The 20,323-nt window shown below is 68.7% G+C and carries 20 protein-coding genes and 2 pseudogenes; 5 read left to right on the top strand and 17 right to left on the bottom strand.

Going from position 1 to position 20,323, the window contains the following annotated elements:
* Nucleotides 1-9 precede the first annotated feature (9 nt).
* The 3 genes from ACRWNP_RS24715 (at nucleotide 10) to ACRWNP_RS24705 (ending at nucleotide 2,864) form a co-directional block, all read left to right on the top strand.
* Nucleotides 10-648 (top strand): CBS domain-containing protein, encoded by a 639-nt coding sequence (locus ACRWNP_RS24715; protein ID WP_431964894.1) that lies wholly within the window; start codon nucleotides 10-12, stop codon nucleotides 646-648.
* Between the two features lie 634 nt (nucleotides 649-1,282).
* Nucleotides 1,283-1,876, top strand: a complete 594-nt coding sequence (locus ACRWNP_RS24710) for a helix-turn-helix domain-containing protein (RefSeq protein ID WP_431964892.1) — start codon at nucleotides 1,283-1,285, stop codon at nucleotides 1,874-1,876.
* A gap of 115 nt (nucleotides 1,877-1,991) precedes the next feature.
* On the top strand, nucleotides 1,992-2,864 hold the full coding sequence (locus ACRWNP_RS24705; RefSeq protein WP_431964890.1) for a class I SAM-dependent methyltransferase: 873 nt from the start codon (nucleotides 1,992-1,994) through the stop codon (nucleotides 2,862-2,864).
* 201 nt (nucleotides 2,865-3,065) lie between these two features.
* Here ACRWNP_RS24705 and ACRWNP_RS24700 read toward each other — a convergent pair whose 3' ends face one another.
* The 5 genes from ACRWNP_RS24700 to ACRWNP_RS24680 form a co-directional block, all read right to left on the bottom strand.
* Complete coding sequence (locus tag ACRWNP_RS24700; RefSeq protein WP_431964888.1) at nucleotides 3,066-3,506, bottom strand: hydrolase; 441 nt, start codon at nucleotides 3,504-3,506, stop codon at nucleotides 3,066-3,068.
* 207 nt (nucleotides 3,507-3,713) lie between these two features.
* Nucleotides 3,714-4,583: an AraC family transcriptional regulator gene (locus tag ACRWNP_RS24695; protein ID WP_431964886.1), complete on the bottom strand. Its 870-nt coding sequence runs from the start codon at nucleotides 4,581-4,583 to the stop codon at nucleotides 3,714-3,716.
* Nucleotides 4,522-5,358 (bottom strand): Sec-independent protein translocase subunit TatA, encoded by an 837-nt coding sequence (gene tatA, locus ACRWNP_RS24690; RefSeq protein WP_431964990.1) that lies wholly within the window; start codon nucleotides 5,356-5,358, stop codon nucleotides 4,522-4,524. The genes ACRWNP_RS24695 and tatA overlap by 62 nt, the downstream gene beginning before the upstream one ends.
* 1,038 nt (nucleotides 5,359-6,396) lie before the next feature.
* A complete protein-coding gene (locus ACRWNP_RS24685; RefSeq protein WP_431964884.1) occupies nucleotides 6,397-6,570 on the bottom strand; it encodes a hypothetical protein in 174 nt (57 codons plus the stop codon).
* A gap of 101 nt (nucleotides 6,571-6,671) precedes the next feature.
* Nucleotides 6,672-6,863 carry a hypothetical protein gene (locus ACRWNP_RS24680; protein WP_431964882.1) on the bottom strand — a complete coding sequence of 64 codons (192 nt, stop codon included), beginning with the start codon at nucleotides 6,861-6,863 and terminating at the stop codon, nucleotides 6,672-6,674.
* Between the two features lie 126 nt (nucleotides 6,864-6,989).
* On the opposite strand from ACRWNP_RS24680, the gene ACRWNP_RS24675 reads away from it, so the two are divergent.
* Complete coding sequence (locus ACRWNP_RS24675) at nucleotides 6,990-8,165, top strand: ISAs1 family transposase (protein ID WP_431964880.1); 1,176 nt, start codon at nucleotides 6,990-6,992, stop codon at nucleotides 8,163-8,165.
* A gap of 56 nt (nucleotides 8,166-8,221) precedes the next feature.
* Here the strand turns inward: ACRWNP_RS24675 and ACRWNP_RS24670 are convergent, their stop codons facing one another.
* The 12 genes and pseudogenes from ACRWNP_RS24670 to ACRWNP_RS24615 form a co-directional block, all read right to left on the bottom strand.
* Nucleotides 8,222-8,782 (bottom strand): hypothetical protein, encoded by a 561-nt coding sequence (locus ACRWNP_RS24670; protein ID WP_431964878.1) that lies wholly within the window; start codon nucleotides 8,780-8,782, stop codon nucleotides 8,222-8,224.
* A 247-nt stretch (nucleotides 8,783-9,029) separates the two neighbouring features.
* Nucleotides 9,030-9,610: pseudogene (locus ACRWNP_RS24665) on the bottom strand (transposase); the annotation flags it as partial.
* 21 nt (nucleotides 9,611-9,631) lie between these two features.
* Nucleotides 9,632-10,181 (bottom strand): annotated as a pseudogene (locus ACRWNP_RS24660) (IS701 family transposase); the annotation flags it as partial.
* 263 nt (nucleotides 10,182-10,444) lie between these two features.
* Nucleotides 10,445-11,680 (bottom strand): iron-containing alcohol dehydrogenase, encoded by a 1,236-nt coding sequence (locus ACRWNP_RS24655; RefSeq protein WP_431964876.1) that lies wholly within the window; start codon nucleotides 11,678-11,680, stop codon nucleotides 10,445-10,447.
* Nucleotide 11,681: 1 nt separating this feature from the next.
* Nucleotides 11,682-12,161, bottom strand: a complete 480-nt coding sequence (locus ACRWNP_RS24650) for an Ldh family oxidoreductase (RefSeq protein ID WP_431964874.1) — start codon at nucleotides 12,159-12,161, stop codon at nucleotides 11,682-11,684.
* Nucleotides 12,158-13,618, bottom strand: coding sequence for an NAD-dependent succinate-semialdehyde dehydrogenase (locus ACRWNP_RS24645; RefSeq protein WP_431964872.1), 1,461 nt, complete (start codon nucleotides 13,616-13,618; stop codon nucleotides 12,158-12,160). Before ACRWNP_RS24645 ends, ACRWNP_RS24650 begins: the two co-directional genes overlap by 4 nt.
* Nucleotides 13,619-13,694: 76 nt before the next feature.
* Nucleotides 13,695-13,859: an FAD-linked oxidase C-terminal domain-containing protein gene (locus ACRWNP_RS24640; RefSeq protein WP_431964870.1), complete on the bottom strand. Its 165-nt coding sequence runs from the start codon at nucleotides 13,857-13,859 to the stop codon at nucleotides 13,695-13,697.
* 35 nt (nucleotides 13,860-13,894) lie between these two features.
* On the bottom strand, nucleotides 13,895-14,971 hold the full coding sequence (locus tag ACRWNP_RS24635; protein WP_431964868.1) for an ABC transporter ATP-binding protein: 1,077 nt from the start codon (nucleotides 14,969-14,971) through the stop codon (nucleotides 13,895-13,897).
* A complete protein-coding gene (locus tag ACRWNP_RS24630; protein ID WP_431964866.1) occupies nucleotides 14,971-16,038 on the bottom strand; it encodes an ABC transporter ATP-binding protein in 1,068 nt (355 codons plus the stop codon). The genes ACRWNP_RS24635 and ACRWNP_RS24630 overlap by 1 nt, the downstream gene beginning before the upstream one ends.
* Entirely contained in the window at nucleotides 16,038-16,949 is a 912-nt protein-coding gene (locus ACRWNP_RS24625) for a carbohydrate ABC transporter permease (RefSeq protein WP_431964864.1), read from the bottom strand. Before ACRWNP_RS24625 ends, ACRWNP_RS24630 begins: the two co-directional genes overlap by 1 nt.
* Nucleotides 16,949-17,815, bottom strand: a complete 867-nt coding sequence (locus ACRWNP_RS24620; RefSeq protein ID WP_431964862.1) for a carbohydrate ABC transporter permease — start codon at nucleotides 17,813-17,815, stop codon at nucleotides 16,949-16,951. Before ACRWNP_RS24620 ends, ACRWNP_RS24625 begins: the two co-directional genes overlap by 1 nt.
* Nucleotides 17,816-17,895: 80 nt before the next feature.
* On the bottom strand, nucleotides 17,896-19,443 hold the full coding sequence (locus ACRWNP_RS24615) for an extracellular solute-binding protein (RefSeq protein ID WP_431964860.1): 1,548 nt from the start codon (nucleotides 19,441-19,443) through the stop codon (nucleotides 17,896-17,898).
* 270 nt (nucleotides 19,444-19,713) lie between these two features.
* Here ACRWNP_RS24615 and ACRWNP_RS24610 point away from each other — a divergent pair.
* Nucleotides 19,714-20,323, top strand: a 610-nt coding sequence (locus tag ACRWNP_RS24610; RefSeq protein ID WP_431964858.1) for a GntR family transcriptional regulator, incomplete at its 3' end; no start/stop codon positions are given.

Below are 20,323 nucleotides of genomic sequence, written 5' to 3'. Positions count from 1 at the left end.
GCCGGTGCCATGCCGCACCGCCGCACGGTCGGTGATGTGATGACCGAGGACGTCGTCACACTCCGCACCGACACGCCGTTCCAGGAAGTCGCGGCCCTGCTGGACGCGAACGACATTGCCGCGGCTCCGGTTGTCGACGACGACGGCGCCCCCGTCGGAGTGGTGTCCGCGTCCGACGTGCTGCGGCACGAGACCGGCATGCCCGATCCACAGGGGCAGGACGGGGACGACGAGCGCGTCTGGGACAAGGCGCGGGCCCGGACCGCGGGCGCGCTCATGAGCAGTCCTGTCTTCACTGCCCGCGCCCATTGGACGATCCCCCGGGCCGCTCGGGAACTGCGCAGGCGGCACGTCAAGCAGCTGCCGGTAGTCGGCGACGACGGGCTGCTGGCCGGCATCGTCAGCCGCAGCGATCTTCTCGACATCTTCGTCCGCTCCGACATCGAGATCCGCGGCGAAATCGAGCAGGACGTCCTGGGGCGCATCCTGGGTTTGGAGGAAGGCGCCGTCGCGGTCGAGGCCCAGGACGGGACTGTCACCCTGCGCGGTCACGTCCCGGAACCGCGTCTGATCCCGGTGGTCGTGGGCTTGTGCCAGGGGATCGAGGGTGTCGTCGCAGTGGACGCCCGCCTTGCCGCCGTTCGCTAGGCCGCGGGCAGGCCGCCGCACCCGTGGCACCTGCATGGGCTCGGTGGCCGGGCGAGGGGCCATGGTGTCCGTCGTCTGTGAAGGCGAGCTCGGCGGGCCCCACGTCTCGGCCGCAGCTCCTGCATCCCGACAAGCCCTTCCTCCTGCGCGCTCACGCCCCCGACCCCGCAGACGAGCTCCACCATCACGTCCCGCTCAGCCGTACCCCCCAGCGGCCCCAGCCGGGCACTGTGCCGGTGACGCTCCTCTACGAAGAACCACCTTCCCGGCACTTCCACCGCCTCGCCATCAACGACCACCCCATCGGCTTCGCCCCGCACACGCGCGCCACCGCACCCGCCGCGTCCACCGTGTCGAACACCACCTGCCCCACATCCTCAGCGCCCCCTGACGGACCTGGCCGAACGCCTCATCGCATACGCCGCGGGGGAACACCCTTAGCGCGCCTGGCTGATGAGATCGTCGCGGTCGGCCTCCGGTAGTGCGCCGGGCTCGCGGTAGATGGCGATGCCGTCCCGCACGATCACGGCGGTGGGGATCGATGTGATCGCGAATGCCTGGGCCAGTTCTTGCCGGCTTCGGTCTGCAGCCGACGCTGACCCTCGGCTTGCGGGGTGGGCATACCATGTTGCTCATGACGCAAGAAGACGGCGATCTGGACAGTCTCGTACGCAAACGAATCCGCGCTTTGCGGGTGGCGCAGGGCTGGTCCCTGGAGGAACTGGCCACCCGTGCCCACCTCAGCCAGTCTTCGCTGAGCCGCATCGAGAACGGCCAGCGCCGCCTCGCGCTGGATCAGCTGGTCACTCTCGCACGCGCTCTGGACACCACGCTGGATCAACTGGTGGAGACCGCGGCTGACGACGTCGTCAGCAGCCCGATGATCGACGGTGCCCGCGGCTCGATGCGCTGGCTGGTGAAGGGGGACCCCGGTATGAGTGTGGTGCGCCAGCGCATGACTGATCCGCCACCCGAGAACCCGGCACGCATGCGTGCCCACCCGGGGCGCGAATGGCTCGTCGTCTTGTCCGGCACCGCGATCCTCATGCTCGGCCACCGCCGGCTCCGCGTCGAGACCCACCAGGCTGCCGAGTTCCCGACCATGATGCCGCACGCGATCGGCGCCGAAGGTGGCCCCTGCGAGATCCTGGGCATCTTCGACCGCGACGCGCGCCGCGGCCACCAGCACGAGGGCAGTGACGGCGACGTTCAGGGTGCCGGTGGATGACTGCGCGGGCCGCGCGACGGCGGCATCTTGCGCGTCGGGCAGCGCATCGGGCCATCTCCTTGCGTAAACAGGGAGCAGTCATGCCACAGACGCATGACTGTCCTACCGTAGAGGCATGAAGCAAGCACACGCGCACGCCCTCCACCACAGCGCTCAGCACGGCCGCCACCAGCAGCACGACGAAGACGGCCTGGCGGAGATCCTCGACCTGGACGCCGAGGTCCTCGCCGAGCACATAGCCTCCATCACCGCATGGCTGCCGCTGAAAACCGGCCCGCGTCAGATCGTGGATCTGGGCTGTGGAACGGGCGCTGGCACCTTTGCCCTCCTCGACCGCTTTCCCGACGCGCACGTCACCGCCGTGGACACATCCGCCGGATACCTCCAGCACCTTCACGCAAAGGCATGCGCCCGTGGCCTGGAGGAGCGCGTGCGTATCGTGCAGGCCGACCTCGACGACTCCGCCTGGCCCGACCTCGGCTCACCGGATCTGGTGTGGGCGTCGGCCTCGATGCACCACATGGCCCACCCCGATCGCGCACTGCGCAACGTCCACGCCGCGCTCACCCCCGGCGGCCTGTTCGCCGTCGTCGAACTGGCCGGCTTCCCCCGCTTCCTGCCCGAGAGTGCCCCCGAGGACCGGCCTGGCCTGGAAGAGCGCTGCCATGCTGCGACCGACCGCTTCCAGGCCGAGCAAAGGCCCCACCGCGGCGCCGATTGGGGCCCGCTGCTGACCGCCGCCGGCTTCACGGTCGAGGGCGAACGCACCATCGCCGTGAAGGTCGAGGGCTCCCGCAGCGAAGCGGTCGGCCGCTACGCCCTCGGCGGCCTGCAACGCATCCGCAGCGCCGCCGCCACCGAGCTCTCCCCAGAGGACGTCACCGCCCTCGACCGGCTCCTCGACACCGCCAGCCCGCACAGCATCCTGCGCCGCGACGACCTGGCGGTGCGCACCGAGCGCACCGTCTGGGCCGCCCGCCGCACCTGATCCCAAGTGCCCCCAGGGCCGTGATCAGCAGGACGCGGTCCTCCCGGGGCGGACTCCACGGCCGGCAGGACGGCTGTGACGCCCTGATCACAACAGCCACTACGAGATCATCTCAACCCGTGGCCGGCTGCTACGAGGCAGCCCTCAGCACGCCCGCCCGTCGGGGCCTCAGGACGCTACGCCTCCCCCCGGCCTGTCGAGTCAGCCGACAATGTCCTCCGTCCTGTCGACCACACGCTTGATGCCGACCAAAACCTGGTAACGCTGCCGTTGCGCAAACTCTGTCATCTCCCAAACCACCGGGCGCCCTATCTCTGCACAAAGATGCAGCACCCGTCTCTCGTTCACCCAGACTCCTACGTGGGCGCCATAAGCATCATCGGTGGCGTTGAACAACACCAGGTCAAGCGGCTGCGCAACCGATACACGAGCTGTGGCCTGCGTATCGGCCCACAGTTCACTCGAACGCAGACCGGGCGGAGCCAGGCCGAAGTGCCGAAGCACCTCGTAGGCGAACAACTGGCAGTTCGCACCCTCCTCAAGGCTGGGAAGGCCGGCGACCTCCGACGACCCCGGAAACCGGGAGCCCACGTACCGAACGCTCCAGAAGGCGGGCGGTAGTTGGCGCAGCAGCGGATCCATGACCCCATCGTCCCTGAGGCCGGGCCGGGACAGGGTGCTCCCGCACGCACACCGCCAGTGCGGTCGCGGGACAGCCCGGGTTCGGCAGACACTGACGGGCTCTCGCGCTGGATCGTCCAGGTCCGCACCAGGCGGAGCCGGATGTGACGGAGGGCTTCGGTTGGCGGCATCCGCCAACCGAAGCCCTCGGCCGCGTTCGATGGTGCGTCACGCCGGTTCGACAGGCAGCCACAGTTCGCAGGTCGCGGTGCTGAAGTCATCCGCGCGCTCGAGGACGGCGACGATCGAGGGACCCGGCCGCAGCCGCCACGGGTTGGAAGGGAACCACTCGGTCGCGGTCGCCGCCCAGGTCGTCTGCAGGGCCTGCGGATGCGGTCCGCTGGTACGGAAGACCGCCCACCTCCCAGCCGGCACCTCGATGGTGTCGAGGTCGTCCGGGGCCGCCGTGTCGTGGGCGAGGGCCACTCCGTGCAGGTAGGTCAGTTCGCGGCCCTCCCCGCCGTCGGGGTCGAGGTCGTCGGAGACCTGCAGCAGGCCTTCCGGTTCGGTGTCGCCGAGGGCCTTCAGCCGCAGGTGCTCCTCATGCGGCAGTGCGGCGATGTGCCGCTGGATGTGGGGATTGACGCCCTGGTAAATGAGCGGTACCCGGGCCGCGTGTCCGACGAGCCGGAACGCGGGTCGGTCGATGAGGCGGGTGTCCATCGGGTTGCTCCCTTCGACAGTCAGGCGGAACCTGAGCTGCGGTTGTGTGTGCAAGGGGCCTCCATCACGCCGCACGTCACCGGGACCGGCGCCGTGGACCGCCCGGAACGCGCGTCCGAATGCCTCACTTGAGCCGTATCCGTGCCGGACGGCGATACTCAGCAGATCGCCCTCGCCCCGGACGACATCGGCGGCGGCAACGGTCATGCGCCGCCGGCGTACGTACTCCGACAGCGGCATGCCTGCCAGCGACGAGAACATCCGGCGCAAGTGGTACTCGGTCGTGCCGAGCGCCGCTGCCAGCCCGCGGACGTCAGGTTCCTCCGCGAGGTGCTCCTCGACAAGATCGACGAGCTGGTTGAGTGCCGAGATCACGAGGCCTCCCTTTCGATGCAACCCTGGCAGCTGCCGCCCCAGCCGCACCCGACCGTTCCGAACCGATCCGATCATCCGAGGCGGAGGACGTCACGGCGGGCCCGGTGGCGCGGCGTCGGTCGGCCAGATCGGCGCCGACGCCCGGTCCAGGGCAGCGCCGTCGATGGCTCCCGGTACCCGCCCGATCGTGGCCGCTGATGGAGTGCGGCGCCACCTGAGCAGATGGCGACGGATACGGGAGCAGTTGGTCCGGATCGGCACCGCTTCCCGTGGTCTGATCTGCCCTGCCTGGCCCGAGGGCGGGCGGCTCACCAGGGTCCTTTGACCGTCCACTGTCGTGCGCCGGGCTCGAGCCGGGAAGCAACGCTGCTCCGGCCCGGACGCCGGCCGATTTCGCAGACAGCGGTGTGGGCGCCCGGCAGCGCGAGGTGAGCCGGCCGGCAAGGCTTCGGGCAGCGTCTCGTGCGGGGATGAGCCAAGGGCGCGCACGACCGGACTCGGTCTCAGTGGCCGGTCGTGTTGTCCGCGGGCGCGGTGCGGGCGATGGCGGTGTCTTCGGGAGCGTCCCCGGTCCCGGTGCGGGCTCGGGCTCGGGCTCGGGGTGTGGCTCGTTTGAGGCGCCGTCGTCGTGCACGGCCTTGGTCTCGCTCTTGAGGATCCGCATGGACTTGCCCAGCGCCCGGGCGGTGTCGGGTAGTTTCTTCGAGCCGAAGATCAAGACCAGCACCGCGACCAGGATCAGCAGGTGCCAGGGCTCCAGCGCATTGCGGAACATCGTCACACCATCCCTTCGGACGCGTCGGCTTTCATGCCTGCCTCTGCGATCCGTGCCGCTTGTTCCTGCGAGGCGGCGGTGGGAACGGGGGCGCCCGCGGCGCATCGTGTCTTGCTGCCCCGGGTATGGCCCCGGCGCTCCGCGGGCGTGCGCAGAGCGCCGGTCGCTGCTCGAAGAGGCGTCCTGCTCGCGACCGGGTCTTGCGGAAGGTCGACGCCGCGGGAGGCACACGCCTTCGGCCGCGGACGACGGCGTGTTCCCGCGGGCGGGTGCGTCCGGCACGGTTGCCCGTCCGCCGATGGGGCGAAGAGTTCCCGTTCCGCGTCCCGGCCGCGCTCGGCCGGGACGTCACGCTGCTGGACGCGGTCGATGTCCACGACCCGGCAGGGCTCTGCACCGAGGGACTGCCGGCACTCGTCGTCGCAGAAGGCGATCCGCGGGAGGTGACCGGGCAGGCCGGTGTCCGTGCCCGCGCTCGCGGTCTCGTGGGCGGGCGCCTGGGAGGAGGTCTCCCGGTGCACCTGGGACCGTGGTTTCACCGGTGTCCGGCTGCGCCGTCGGGAGATTCCCACGGCGTCGTCAGGCCGGGCCTCGCAGGTGAATTCGTCGCCCGTCGCCGCAGCAACCGCACGGAGCCGGGCCGGCAACGGGCTTGTGGCGGGGTGCGGTTCGCCGCCTGTGACCGGCATGGCCACGTGCGCCGGCTGTCCGGCTCGGGGGGTGTGCGGGGGTGTTTGGGCCGGATGGAGGGCCGGCTGCTGCACCTGGGAGGAGCCGCGTTCGGGCATCGGGAACGGCCGGTGGGTCTGTGTGTTCGGCCATGGTGCGTTCGTCGGCTTTTCCTGGCGTGAGTGTTCCTGTTGCCGGCTGGCGCGTTGTTCACGTGTGGCGGTCGGGCGTGGGAGTCCAGGCGAGTGGTGCCGGCCGGTTGCTGCGGGGGCGTGCGGGGTGTCGATGTCGTTGCGGGTCATGTTTCCTTCTTCTGGTCGGGGCGATGTCGATTCAGGTTCCGGGGCGTCCGGCGGCCGTCCAGGCGGCTTACTCCTGGCGGACGTAGAAGCGGCGGCTGGGGGCGGGCGTGGTCGCGTCGGGGTGGTGCGGGCCGGCCACGAGGTCGGGATGGCGGCGGTCGTGCAGGAGGAGTTGTCCGGCGGTTTCTGCGGCTGCTGGGAGGGGGCCGGGGCGGGGGTCGTTCAGGGCGATGCGGTCCATGAGGGCGGCCCGGCGTAGCAGCCGGGCCCGTTCGGCGGCCGTGGCGGTTGGGGGGCGGTGACGGGCCGTGCCCCGCGGCCGTGGAGTGAGCCGAGACGCCATCAGGCGCTGTGGCGGCGGTGGGCGAGCGTGCCCCGGGTGACGGTGCCCGGGCCGAAGCGGGCATGGACCCGGTCGACGACCGGGTCCAGGCGCCGGCTGTTCTCCCGGGCGGCGTTGAGGCTGGGCTGCTGCGGTGCGCCTGCCGCGTCCTTCAGGTGCTCGGGGCGGACCCAGGGCTGATGCGTTCTCAACTGGCGGGACGAGGTGGTTCATCGGACTTGGTGCCAGATGAGCCGCTTGTCGGAGTGGAAGCAAGAGACGTGACACCAGATGATCAAGGTTGCTGAGACCGAAGATCGACCTGGAGTCGCGTCCGCGTGCCATCTTCCGTGATCAACGTCCTCGCGCGCCACTGCGAGGACGCCACTGTTCCCTGCTCGTCCGTCGAACCACGTGATCTGGCCGCGCTGGCCGAGGTGCTGGCCGCGGTTCCCGATCCGCGCCGGGCACGCGGACGCCGCTACCTCATCGGCACGCTGCTGGCCCTGTGTCTCGTGGCGGTGCTCGGTGGAGCCCGATCGCTCGCCCAGATCGCCCGGTATGCCACCACCGCCAGCGAGGAAGTTCGCGCCGAGCTCGGCCTTCAGCACGCCACCCCCGACGCTTCGACGCTCGGCCGGCTGCTGGCCCGGATCGATGGCGACGCGCTGGACGACGCCGTCGGCGCCTGGCTCGCCCGTCACGCTGCCGATCCAGTCCGGGAGGACGGCGTCCTGGTCGGATTGGCCGTGGACGGCAAGAGCGTGCGTGGCTCGCGCACCGACGAGGTCACGGTGCACCTGCTGGCCGCCGCCCTGCACGAGTCCCAGACCGTCGTCGCCCAGCGCCAGGTGGCGGCCAAGAGCAACGAGATCCCGGCCTTCGCCTCGTTGCTGGCCCGCCTCGACCTGCGCGGCGTGGTGGTGACTGCCGATGCCATGCATACCCAGCGCAAGACCGCGAAGGAAATCGTCGCTGCGGGCGGGCACTACGTTTTGGTGGCCAAGGGCAACCAGAAGAAGCTGCAGCGGCAGCTTCGCCGCCTGCCCTGGAAGCAGATACCGCTGCTGGACCGCACCCGCACCGCCGGGCACGGACGCCGCCAGGTGCGGCGTCTGAAGGTGTGCACGGTCCAGGCCGGCCTGCTGTTCCCGCACGCGGTCCAGGCCATCGAGATCAAGCGACGCCGTGTCCACAAGAAGAGAGGCAAGATCCAGCACAAGACCGTCTACGTTGTCACCAGCCTCGCTCCCGACCAGGCCGGCCCCTCATACCTGGCCCAACTCGTCCAGGACCACTGGTCCGTGGAGGCCCTGCACCACGTGCGAGACGTGACGTTCGCCGAGGATGCCTCCAAGATCCGCACCGGTAGCGCGCCCCGCGCCATGGCCACCCTGCGCAACCTCGCCATCGGGCTGATGCGTCAGGCCGGCTGGGCCAACATCGCTGCCGCAGCCGACCACTACCGGTCACACCCCGAGCACGCCACCGCGCTCCTCGAGATCACCTGCTGAGAACACATCGGTCCTGACAATCGGGCTGACGCCGTTCTCGAACGCGGGGGGCTGGCTCAGCCGATGGACCAGCGGCCGGGACAGTCAACGATGGCCAGGCCGGGGCGTCCGGGCAGCGTGACCTTGCCGCGATAGCGTCCGTCCTGCGCGTTGAGCACCTGCTCGCCAGTGCCGTCCAGGTTTCTGAACAGCAGCCGGCCTGGCCCATCGTGCCACTCCAGGGTGACCCGCCGCCGCTCCCCGGAGTGGGCAAGCACGTCCTCCGAAGACCCTCGCACCTCGCCCACGAGGGGCCGTGCAGCCTCGATCGGGAGAACCCGGGCACGGCACTTGAGCATGATGCCGTTCGTTCTGTAGGAACCCCTCTTGATCCACAAGCCGTGGACTTGCGGTGGGATCAGTAGTCTGCTCGGCCTCGGCCCGATCAACGATGCGAGGTACGGTCCCTCCCTGAAACCGTCCCCGGTCACCTCCATGCCAGAGACGATGACATAGCCGAGAAGGCTGGTCTTCAGCTCCAGCAGCGCCGGATGGCTCACGGGCCCGGCAAATTTCAGGTTGCCCCCGCGGAAACCCCAGTAGGTCCCTTCCCACAGCACTCTTGCTGGCTTCGACAAGGCCCCACCCGAAGTTGATTGCCGATCGCCTGGCGCAGCCTACTTGGCGTCGGCATAGCAGGACACCACATGGGGAACCACGAGTGGATCAAGACAGGTCGGGGCTCTCATCTCACGACCCGAGAACGCATCAGCCCTGGGGGCGGACCGAGACTCTGAGCACCCGGGCCCGCTCCAGTCCGAGACGCTCGAACACCGCCATCGCGGGATGGCGTCCCTTCTCGTGTCACGGCAGGGGACACGACCCGTGGCTGACGGGGCGGCCTCCGCGCGAGCCCTTCTTCTTACGGTTGGCCGCTTGGTCCGCCTTCTCCGGGATCACCGCCCGGATTTTGCGTTTGTGCAGGTAGGTGCGATTGCTGCGGGAGGAGTACGCCTTGTCGCCGGCGACCGCGTCCGGGCGGGTGCGGGGCCGGCCCCTCCTGCCACGGACCTTGATCTTGTCCACGACCCGCGCGAACTGCGGACTGTCACCGGCCTGGCCGGGAGTGAGGACGAACGACAGCGGACGACAGCGCCGGTCGGCTGACAAGTGCACTTTGCTGGTCCGCCCACCCTGGGAACGACCCAGGTCAGCAGCCTTCAAACGCGCCCGGCGGCGTCGCCGCAGCCGCCGCCGCTCGGCTCGTTCCGGGTCTCCGTCCTGTTCGTCTTGCGGCTCTTGTCCCTTCTTCCCGCCCCCTTTTCGGACTCGGCGGCCTCCACCAGAGCTTTCAACTGCTCCTCGTCCAGAACCATCCCGGCGGCGTGGTGGTGAGCGCGGGAGGTAGCAGAGTCCACGCTGACCAGCGACAAGTCCACCTCGCCGCGTTCTGCGGCATACCCGATCCGTAAGCGCGTCCGCGGTGACCAGGCGATCGGCAGCGGCGAGGCCAGCGCCCTGCGGACGATCGTTGCCGCAAGGGTGTTCTTGGTGGCGAACTCCCGCTGGTCGGGGACCTTGGCGCCGCGGCAGCGGTCGCGGTCGTCGGTCCAGGACTTGGGCAGGTAGAGCTCGCGGTCCACCAGAGCGCGGCCAGCGGGCTGGCGTAGGCGGCGAAGACGCCGATCCGGCAGTTCTCGGTCCGGCCGGCGGTTCCGGAGTACTGCCTTTGAACTCCGGCGGAGGTGGTGCCCTTCTTCAGGAAGCCGGTGTCGTCGATGATCAGTACCCCGTGGGGACGGCCGAGGTGTTCGGCGATGTAGGTCTGCAGGTCGTCGCGGATATTGTCGGGGTCCAGTGGGCTCGGGAGAGCAGGTGCTGCAGTCCGTCGGGGGTGGCGTGGCCGACGTGTTCGGCGAGCTGCCAGCTGTTCTTGCGGGCCACCGGGGCGAACAGTCCGCGTACGTAGTCCCGCATGCGGCGGCGTGGTTCGAGGCTGCTGAAGTGGTGCCCGATGGTGGTGAAAAGGTGGTCCAGGTCGCGGTCCCAGGTCTCGGCTGCCTGTTCGGTGATCACGACGCGAGGCTTCCCCGGCCCGGGACTACTTTGCCGTCGTGGGCACTCCTTCGAGGGGTGAGCGGGCAGAAGCCGTCCGTGACGGCATCCTGCCCGCTACACTCCCACCACTCGACGTTTCCCCAGGTCAAGCCACGAAGTACTGCTGGAGTACTAAGTCGTAGCCGACAATTCCGATACCCAGGGTGGGGCAGGGAACCCGTCGTCATGTGAAAGGCCCGTCACTATCTCTGCTCCGGAGTCAGGACGTGTCGGGTCCGGTCCCCGATCCAGGCCGCGTCGAGGATCGCGGTCAGACTGGCGGTGTCGGTCGGGCCTGGATGGTTCTGGATCAAGCGGGTGACGCCACTGGCCATCTCCGCGAAGCGCGGGAGGTCGGCGCGTGCCACGCCGATGTCCGCCAAGGTGGCAGGGATGCCGATGTCGGCTAGGAGCCCGTCGAGCCAGGTGAGGAACGTATCTGCGGCCTCGGCATCCGAGGCGTCGGTCACGTCGAGCCCGCACACCCCGGCGAGGATGGTCAACCGGTCGCTGATGGCATCCCTGGCCGCGTCCAGCGCGTAGGGCAGCAGCAGCCCGACGCCCAGGCCGTGCGGTGTGTGGGTGGCTGCGCCGATGGGGTACTGGAGGGCGTGCGGAGCCGCGTTGCCTGCGTGGGAAAATGCGAGCCCGGCCAGCATGGATCCATAGGACATGTCCGCGCGCGCGTCCTTGTCGCCTCCGTCCCTGACGACAAGGGGCAAGCTGCGGGCGATCCGCTTCGCGGCCAGGAGCGCGTAGTGATCGGTGATCGGGTTGCGGCCGAGGAAGACCTGCTCCACAGGGTCGCGCGGTCCGTGGGCCCGGGGTCGCGCGGTGTAGCTCTCCACCGCGTGACAAAACGCGTCGATGCCGGAGTGGGCAGTGACGGTCGCAGGGCAGGTGTAGGTGAGCTCGGGGTCGACGATGGCGAAGTCGGGCACGATGTGGACGCTGGAGACCCCCACCTTCAGCTCGCGGTCCGGGTCGGTCAACACCGAGACGGGCGTGAGCTCGGAGCCGGTGCCTGACGTCGTCGGGACCGCGACGAGAGGAATCGTCGGCCCCGGCACCTTCGACTCGCCGTAGAAGTCGCGCGGCGTCCCACCGTGGCGCCGGATGACGCCGACGATTTTGGCGAGGTCGATCACCGTGCCACCCCCGATGGCGAGGATGACGTCGGCGTGCACCTCTGCGGCGACCGAGACGGCCAGGGCGACATCGGCGAGTGGCACGTCCGGAGTGGCGTCGGCAAACACCCCGACGACTTCGACCTTCTCCCGCACGGCGGCCACGATCTCGGCCACGCCCGGCTGCCCCAGAAGAACCCGGTCGGTCACGATGAGGACTCGCGAGCCACACTCGGCCACCACTCGTGGGATGTTCTGCGCGACCCCTTCGCCCACTATCAGCTGGCGTGGTCCGCGGACGGTCTCAAGCATGTCAGTGCCTCTCTGGAACGTCGGCGGTGATGTGCTGGGCGGACGTCCAGTTCACCTGCGAGACCGGGACGGCGTCGGCTTCCGGGTGGCGCAGGCGCGCGCCGGGCTCCCGGACTCGGTCGTGCCCGGGCGCCCTCGGGTCCATCGCGATGAAGACGTCGCCCCTGGTGGGCGGGTCAGTCGGGTCGAGGGTCCCGCGGACATCGTCGCCAAGGGCGGTACGAGTCAAGGTCGCGACCAGCACGTCGATCATGAGCCCGAGGGCGTAGCCTTTGGGACCGCCGAAAGGGCTGATCGCCCCATCCACCGCCGCGGCCGCGTCTGTGGCGCGCACACCGGCGGAGTCGACGGCGTCCCCGGGTGCCGGCGGATTCGTGCCGGCCATGGCCCGGGTCCCGCCCCACGGGTGGAGGCCGGTCAGGTCATGTGTGCACAGGGCGCGGTGATCCTCGGCGGGCACCCGGAGCAGCAAACCGGTCACGGTAGGTCGATCGCCGCGTAGGTGACGTCGAGGTACTCAAGGATGCCCTCGTGCGACCCCTCCTTGCCGATCCCGGACTGCTTCACGCCTCCGAACGGAGCTGACGGGTCCGAGATCAGACCACGGTTGATGCCGACCATCCCCGTCTCCAACCCCTCGGTGAACCGGAGCGCCCGCTGGAGGTCACGGGTGAAGACGTATCCGGCCAGGCCGTGCTCGGTGTCGTTGGCCTTCGCCATGACCTCGTCGTCGGACGTGAACGAGATGATCGGCGCCACCGGGCCGAAGATTTCCGTCCGCAGTATCCGCGCGTCTTCGGGCACGTCGACCAGGACAGTAGGCGGGTAGAAGTGGCCCGGCCCATCCGGACGCTCGCCGCCCACCAAGACACGGGCGCCGCGATTGACCGCGTCGGCGACGAGCTCGTCGATCTTGGTGACCGAGGCCTCGTCGATCAACGCCCCGACGTCCACGCCGTCGTCGAGACCATGGCCCACCGAGAGCGCGCCCATCCGCTGGGCGAAGCGCGCCGTGAACTCCTCGCGCACCGGCTCCTCGACGTAGATTCGGTTCGCCGCGATGCAGGACTCCCCGATGTTGCGCATCTTGGCCACCATGGCACCCTCGAGCGCGACGTCCAGGTCCGCGTCGGCACACACGATCAAGGCCGCGTTGCCGCCCAGTTCCATGGAGGTGCGCAGCACGTTGTCCGCCGCCTGTCGTAACAGCACGCGCCCGACCTCGGTCGACCCGGTGAACGAAAGCTTGCGGGTCCGACGGTCGGCCAGCAGTGCTGAGACCACCTCGCCGGCACGCTCGGTTGTCACGACGTTGACGACGCCCGGGGGAACGCCGACCTCCTCCATGATGCGGGCCAGGAACAGCATGGTGAGTGGCGTCTGGGCTGCCGGCTTGGTGATCGTCGTGCAGCCCGCCGCCAGCGCAGGAGCGATCTTGCGGGCACCCATGGCCAACGGAAAGTTCCAGGGCGTCACGAAGATGCACGGTCCGACCGGCTTCGGCACGGTGAGGATGCGATATCCACCAGCGGGAGCGGTGTTGTAGCGCCCCTCGACGCGCACCGCCTCCTCGGCGAACCAACGGAAGAACTCGGCGCCGTAAGCCACCTCTCCCCGAGCCTCGGCGAGCGGCTTGCCCATCTCGAGCGTTATCAGCCGGGCGATCTCCTCGGATCGCTCGGTCAGTGCCCGGTACGTCGCGGTCAGCAACTCCGACCGTTTTCGCGGCGGTGTCGCCGCCCACTCCGCCATTGCCTTGCTCGCCGCGTCCAGAGCGGCGAGCCCGTCAACGACGTCGGCGTCCGACACCTCGGCGATGGTCTTGCCAGTGGCCGGATCCTCGACGGCAAAGGTGGCTCCGCTGGCGGCGTCGCGCCAGGCGTCGCCAATCCGGAGCCGCCGGTGCTCGGGGGGCAGGACGTTCATCGGGTCACTCATTGCGTCGCCTCCTGTGATGTTCTTGGTGATGTCCGGCCTGACCTCAACGATCGCGCCACGCGCGTTGACGAACGGGTCAAACGACCTCGTCGGGGTCGAGGTTGCCGAGCGGGTCGAACGTGGCCTTGGCCCTGGCTGCAGGGCGACGCCCCGCGCCACCGATCGCCTTCTCGGGCCATGGCCGCTTCAGCGTCGTCAGGCCGTGCTCACCGGTGACGGTCCGCCGAGGCTCGATTGCCACGTGCGGGCGCGTGGTGACGTCGCCGCCCTGCGCGGTTACCTCCCGGCCTCGGACAGCGCCAGCCCGGTGCCCGCATCGAACAGGTGCGCGCGGTCCAGGTCGACCGTGACAAGCAGCCGTTCGCCCGGCGTACCCGTGACGGTGGGTCGCGCCTTGACCTTGAGGATCTCCGTCCCCACTCGGACGTCGACCACCGTTCGGTCACCGAGCGGCTCAAGGCCGTAGAGCTCACCCGACAACGACGCGTCCCCACGCTGCTCGATGGACAGGTCCTCTGCCCGCAGGCCCAGCAGCAGCGGACGACCGTCCTCAGCCGTGGTCCAGCGGGGCCGCGGCAGCGTCCAGCCTTCCGCCCCGACCAGACGATCCCCCTCGGCGCGGCAGGGGAGGAGGCTGATCGACGGGCTCCCGACGAAGCCTGCGACCCACTGGTTGGCTGGTCGCTCGTACACCTCGGTCGGCGTTCCGACCTGTTGCACCTTCCCCTCCTTGAGGACCGCCACCTGGTCGGCCATGGACAGGGCCTCGACCTGGTCGTTGGTCACATAGACGAAGGTTCCCCCGAGACTCCGGTGGATGCGGGTGAGCTCGGTGCGCATCTCGACGCGGAGCTTGAGGTCGAGGTTCGTCAGCGGCTCGTCCATGAGAAACGCGCGCGGGCGACGGACCAGCGCCCGCGCCAGCGCGACACGCTGCATCTCACCGCCCGACAGCTGCGCGGGACGACGCTGCAGCAGGCGTTCGATGTGCAGCAGGCTCGACATCTGCTCGACGGCAGCGGCGATCTCGCTCGAAGAACAGCGGCGTGCCCGCAGTGGCGAAGCGATGTTCTCGTACGCCGTGAGTCGCGGGTAGAGGGCGTAGCTCTGGAAGACCATGGCCAGGTCGCGTGCGGCCGGGGAGTCACCGGTCGCGTCCCTCCCGTCCAGATGCACCGACCCGGCGTCAAGCCTCTCAAGGCCGGCGATCGCTCGCAGGGTCGTCGTCTTGCCTGCCCCGGAGGGCCCGAGCACGACGAAGAACGAGCCGTCCGGCACGTCCAGCGTCACCCCGTCCAGGGCCTGGACCTTGCCGAAGGACTTGCACAGCCCGTGCACTGCCACGGTTCCCATCAGGCCACCAGCTCTTCCGTGCGCACGTCGTAGACCGGCGGGGGCCCGCCGGTGTGCCGCAGCCCGACCGGCGCGTCAGCGGCGAAACGGACAGTCGGTGGCATCCGAACCCGTACGTCGCGCCGGCCACCGTGGTCGATCACGCAGATGATTTCGTCTCCCAGCCACTCCGCCGAGACCACGCGGGCCGGGGCCGAACGCTCCGCCCCTGGTTCCGTGACCTCCAGCGCCTCCGGCCGGACGCCTGCGACCAGGCGACGGTCGCGCGGCAGGCCTGGCGGTGGCGTGAGGACCAGTCCACCCTGACTGCGCAGCTTCCCGTCGGCCACCTCCACCTCGATCAGGTTCATCGGCGGGGAGCCGATGAATGCGGCGCAGAAAAGACTCGCCGGACGGTCGTAGACCTCCAGCGGCGTGCCGATCTGCTCGACGCGGCCCTTGTTGAGGATGGCGATTCTGTGGCCGAGCGACATCGCCTCGACTTGGTCGTGGGTGACGTAGACCATCGTCGTCCCCAGTCCCCCCTGCAGGTGCTTGATCTCCGTGCGCATGTCCGCCCTCAGCTCCGCGTCCAGATTGGTGAGGGGTTCGTCCATGAGGAAGGCGCGCGGTCGTCGCACCAGGGCGCGAGCAAGCGCGACGCGCTGCTGCTCCCCGCCGGACAGCCGGTGCGGTCGCCGGTCCAGGAGCGGACCGAGCCGCATCAGCCGGGCGGCCTCGTCGACCCGCTCGCGCACCTCCGCCTTGGGCAGTCCCTCGGCCCGCAGCGGGAACGCCAGGTTGTCGCGGGTTCTCAGATGCGGGTAGAGAGCGTAGAACTGGAACACCATGGCGATGTCGCGCTCTGCTGGCGGCAGGTCGTTGACCAGCGTGTCGCCGATGCGGATGTCGCCCGTCGTCTGCCGCTCCAGGCCGGCTATGGCTCGCAGCGTGGTCGTCTTGCCGCAGCCCGAAGGGCCGAGCATCACGAACAGCTCGCCGTCGCCGATGGACAGGTCCACGTGATCAACTGCGACCGTCCCGTCCGGGTAGCGCTTGTGCAGCGCGGTCACCTCGATGCCCGCCATCAGCGTCGCACCGCCCCGAGCGTCACACCGGCGACGAGGTGCTTGCGCACCAGGTAGGCGAAGACGAGCACCGGTAGGGCGAACACCAGGGAGGCGGCGGCCACGAGACCCCAGTCCACCGTGGTTCCACCGATGAGGCCGGCGATGGCAGGCGGGGCCGTCCGCACGTCGTCGCTGGAGGTGAGGAAGATGGCGAACACGAACTCGTTCCACGAGAAGATGAGTGCGAAGACCGCCGTCGCGGCGATGCCGGGCAGGAGCAGGGGAAGGGTGAATCGCCGGAACGCCTGCAAGCGGGTGTAGCCGTCGAGCATGGCGGCATCCTCGTACTCTGCGGGCACCTCGTCGACGAACCCCTTCATCATCCAGATCGTGAACGGGACGTTGAACGCGGCGTAGATGAGGATCAGGCCGAGCTTGGTGTCGATGAGGCCGACTTGGCGGTACATGAGGAAGATCGGGATCACGACCACCACGGGCGGCATGAAGCGGGTGGACAGGATGAAGAACAGTTGGTCCTTCTTGGCCTTCACGGCGAAGCGTGAGTAGGCCCAGGCCGCCGGGACCCCCAGCACGGTGGCCAGCGCCGTGGAGGCCCCGGCGACAAGGAGGGAGTTGAGGAACGAGACGGACAAGGCCGAGCGACCGCCGCCGGGGGCGACGAACACGTCCTTGAAATGGCCCATGGTGACCTTGAAGTGGAAGAACTTGGCCGGGATGGCATAGACGTCCCGGTTCTCCTTGATGGACGTCTCGATCATCCACAGCACCGGAAAGAGCATCACGACGGCCAGCACGGTCAGCAGCGCGACCTCCAGCACGGAACGACCCCGGCCGCGGAGGCGACGCGCGGGGGGCGTGTGATCCTGGACAGGGCCTGTGGACGCGGCCTCGTCGACGGATACGGCCATCAGTCCTCCTTGAGCTTGTTCAAGTAGCGCAGGTAGAGCTGCGTGAGGACGATGACGACGAGGACCATGAGGATCCCGTACGCCGAGGCGGTTCCGGTGTTGAAGCCCAGGAACGCGACCTTGTAGACGTGGAACGACAACGTCTCGGTGGAGACCCCCGGACCTCCGCTGGTGAGGATGTAGACGAGGTCGAACAGCCGGAAGGCCTCGATGGCCCTGAACAGCACAGCGATGAGGAGCAGCGGCCACACCAGCGGAAGAGTGATGGTGCGGAACCGGAACCACTCGGACGCCCGGTCGATCGAAGCGGCCTCGTACAGGTATTTGGGAACCGCGGTGAGGCCCGCAAGTGCGATGAGCATGATGAACGGCGTCCATTGCCAGGTGTCGACCACGATCAGGGACATCAGTGCCGTTCGCTGCTGGGTGAGCCACTCCACCTGCCCCAGGCCGAGCGAGCCGAGCATGCTGTTGATCACGCCGAATTGCGCGTCGAGCATGAATCGCCAGAACAGCCCGACCACGACCGGCGACAGCATCATCGGAACCAGGAATAGAGTGGTCAGCAGTCCTCGCCCGTGCGTGCGCCGTGAGATCAGGTAGGCGATGGCGAAACCGAGCACCGTCTGCAGGGTGACCGCGCCGAACACGTAGATCAACGTCGTCAAGGCCCTCAGGTGGACCTGCGCCGACGTCAGGATGGCGGTGTAGTTCTCGAACCAGATGAAATGGGCCGGCCCCCCGCGAGTGGCCGAGTAGTCGGTGAACGACAGGTACAACGCCCACAGCAACGGGAACACCGACATGGCGAGCAGCAGCAGCAGCGCCGGGGAGACGAAGGCCACGGCGAGCCCGCGGTCGCTCAAGCGGCGGGACCGACTTGGTGCAGGCGGCGTCGCGGACGCCACCTGCCGGGCGTGGTCGGTCGTCAGAGGGGTGGGGTCACTCACAGTCCGCCGCCGCCCTTGCGGCTGCCGGAGTCGAGCACGCTCTGCTGCTCCTTGGCGATGTCGTCGAGCGCATCCTTCGGCTTTTTCGCGCCGTTGAGAGCCGCGTTCACGTTGGTGTTCTCGATGTCGACGAGGCGCGCGTACTCGGGCACGTTCCACATGTCCCGCATCCGCGGAACCGAGTCGGCGTACACCTGGTTGAACGGCCCGGCATTGAGGAACTCGGGCGACTGAAGGGCGTCCGTACGCGCGGGCACGCCACCAGCCGCGGCCCACTTCTTCTGGATGTCAGCCCGCTCGAACCACTTCATGAAGTTCAGGGCCTCCGCCTGGTTCGCTTTGGGGGAGTAGGCCGACACGTGCATCCCCATGCCGCCGAGAGGCACCAGGTTCGTCTTCTGCCTCGGCAGGGTGGCAAAACCCAGCTTGTCGAGAATCTGCTCCCGCGTGGTGCCGAGCGTCGACTGCTTCGGGTCGAGCAGGCCGCCGCTCGCGGCGATCCAGTTGAACCCGATGCATGCCTTGCCCTGGGCGACCGCCGCGTTCACCTCGTCGATGAACCAGTTGCCGGAGCCCTTGGCGGTCAGCGGCTTCATCTTGTTGACCAGGACGTCCATCGCCTCCTGGCCCGCCGCGTCGTTGAGGACGCCCTCGATCTTGCGCGTCTTGGCGTCCCAGAGGTTGCCGCCGTAGACGCCGTTGACCGTGTTGTAGGTCACGGCCGCGGCGTCGGAGCCGTTGGCCTGGTGGAAAGCCAGCCCGCTGACACCAGGGTTGTCCGCCTGGCACTTCTCGGCGACTGAGATCATCTCGTCCCAGGTCTGCGGTGGCTTGTCGCCGATCAGATCCTTGCGGTAGATCATCGTCCAGGTGTCGCCGAGCAGCGGCAGTCCGTACAGGCTGGCGTTCTCGTCGCGCTTCCCGGTCTCCGCCTGCGGGAACTGGCCGTAGGCCGCCAGGAGGTACGGGTTGTAGGCCTTGACGTCGATGTTCTTCTTGACGAAGTCGGTGATGTCGAGGATGTTGCCGTTCGTCACGGCCTCACCGATGTGCTGCGAGTCCAGGATCGGGATGTCGAAGTCGGTCTTGTGCGCTGCGAACTGGGTGAACATCGCGTCATGCCAGTTCGCGTTCGGCACGGTGTTGACCTTGATGGTCACGTTCGGCCGCTCCTTGGTGTACTCCGCGTTCGCGAAGGCTTCCAGAGCGTGAGCGGGGGGCCAGTCGAACCAGATGAAGCTGAGGGTCAGCGGGTCCTTGGTGAGCTCCGGGATGGTCGCCGGCGCCTTGGGCGCGCTCGAATCCGCGCCGTCGTCCTGCCCGCAAGCCGCCATGGTCGCGGCCACTAATACGGCCGCCGTCGCCAGCTGCGCCGTTCGACCGGAAACGGACAGTCGTCTTATTCGCTCTGGATGCCGCATCTTCTTGCCTGCCTTCTGGGCGGGGAGCTCTGGAGCCTTGCTGCGTGCTTCGCCGAGCAGTTGCTGGGGGTGTGCAGGCGGGTCGACGGCTGCCGCAAGGGCTGACCCGCGGACCGGCGTCACGAGTACGCCGCGAGGTAATGGGGCTTCAAGCAGTCGACAGGTCCTTCCGCCCTTGTGCGGCCCTGCGGCGAACCGAGTGGGACGTCGAGCATGCTCATAGGAGCTCCAACTGATCGAAGCGGAGCGATGGCGGGCGGTTCCGCGACGGGTGAAGGAGGGCTGGCGTCCGTCACCTTTCCTATACGATCTGAATGGGAGCATCAACATCCCGCAGCATTGCGACCGATGTCAACAGGTTCGCCAAGACGCTAGAAGGGACCTCACGTCACGATGGACGACGAAGCGATGATCGCGCGGGGCCGGGGGGCCATGACGGGCGGAACGCCGCCGGGAAGATCTCGTGGCCGGCTTGCCGACGAGGTGTACGACACGCTGCTCGGACAGCTGATGTCGCTACGGATCGAGCCTGGTTCCCGCGTCACGATCGACGTCCTGGCGCGAGAGCTGGGGGTCTCGCAGACGCCGATCCGAGACGCTCTGAACCGCATGGAGGCCGAGGGCCTGGTCGTGCGTGTGCCCCATGCCGGCTATCACATTCCTCCCCAAATCACCCGTCAGCGATTCGAGGACATGCTTGAGCTCCGCCTGCTCCTGGAGCCGGCAGCGGCGCGCAGATCCGCCGAACGCGCATCATCGCAGCAGGTGGCCGGCCTGCGGCGACTGCTGGAGGAGATGGCGGAGCTGGAGGGGGGCACCGGGCTCATGGCCTATGGCGCCTTCGGGCTCCGCGACGCTGCTTTTCACAATCTCATCGCCTTGAGCGCGGAGAACCAGGTCATCCGCGAAGCGCTGGCTCGCCTGCACACGCACGTGCACCTGTTCCGGCTTCTCCACGACACCCAGGTCACTCACTTGGCCATGGCCGAGCACGAGGAGGTTC

This window comes from Actinacidiphila sp. bgisy160, assembly GCF_965342435.1.
In the GTDB taxonomy this organism is placed as follows: domain Bacteria; phylum Actinomycetota; class Actinomycetes; order Streptomycetales; family Streptomycetaceae; genus Actinacidiphila.
The sequence above is the reverse complement of the archived record's forward strand: the minus strand, read 5'-3'. Positions and strand labels throughout refer to the sequence as shown.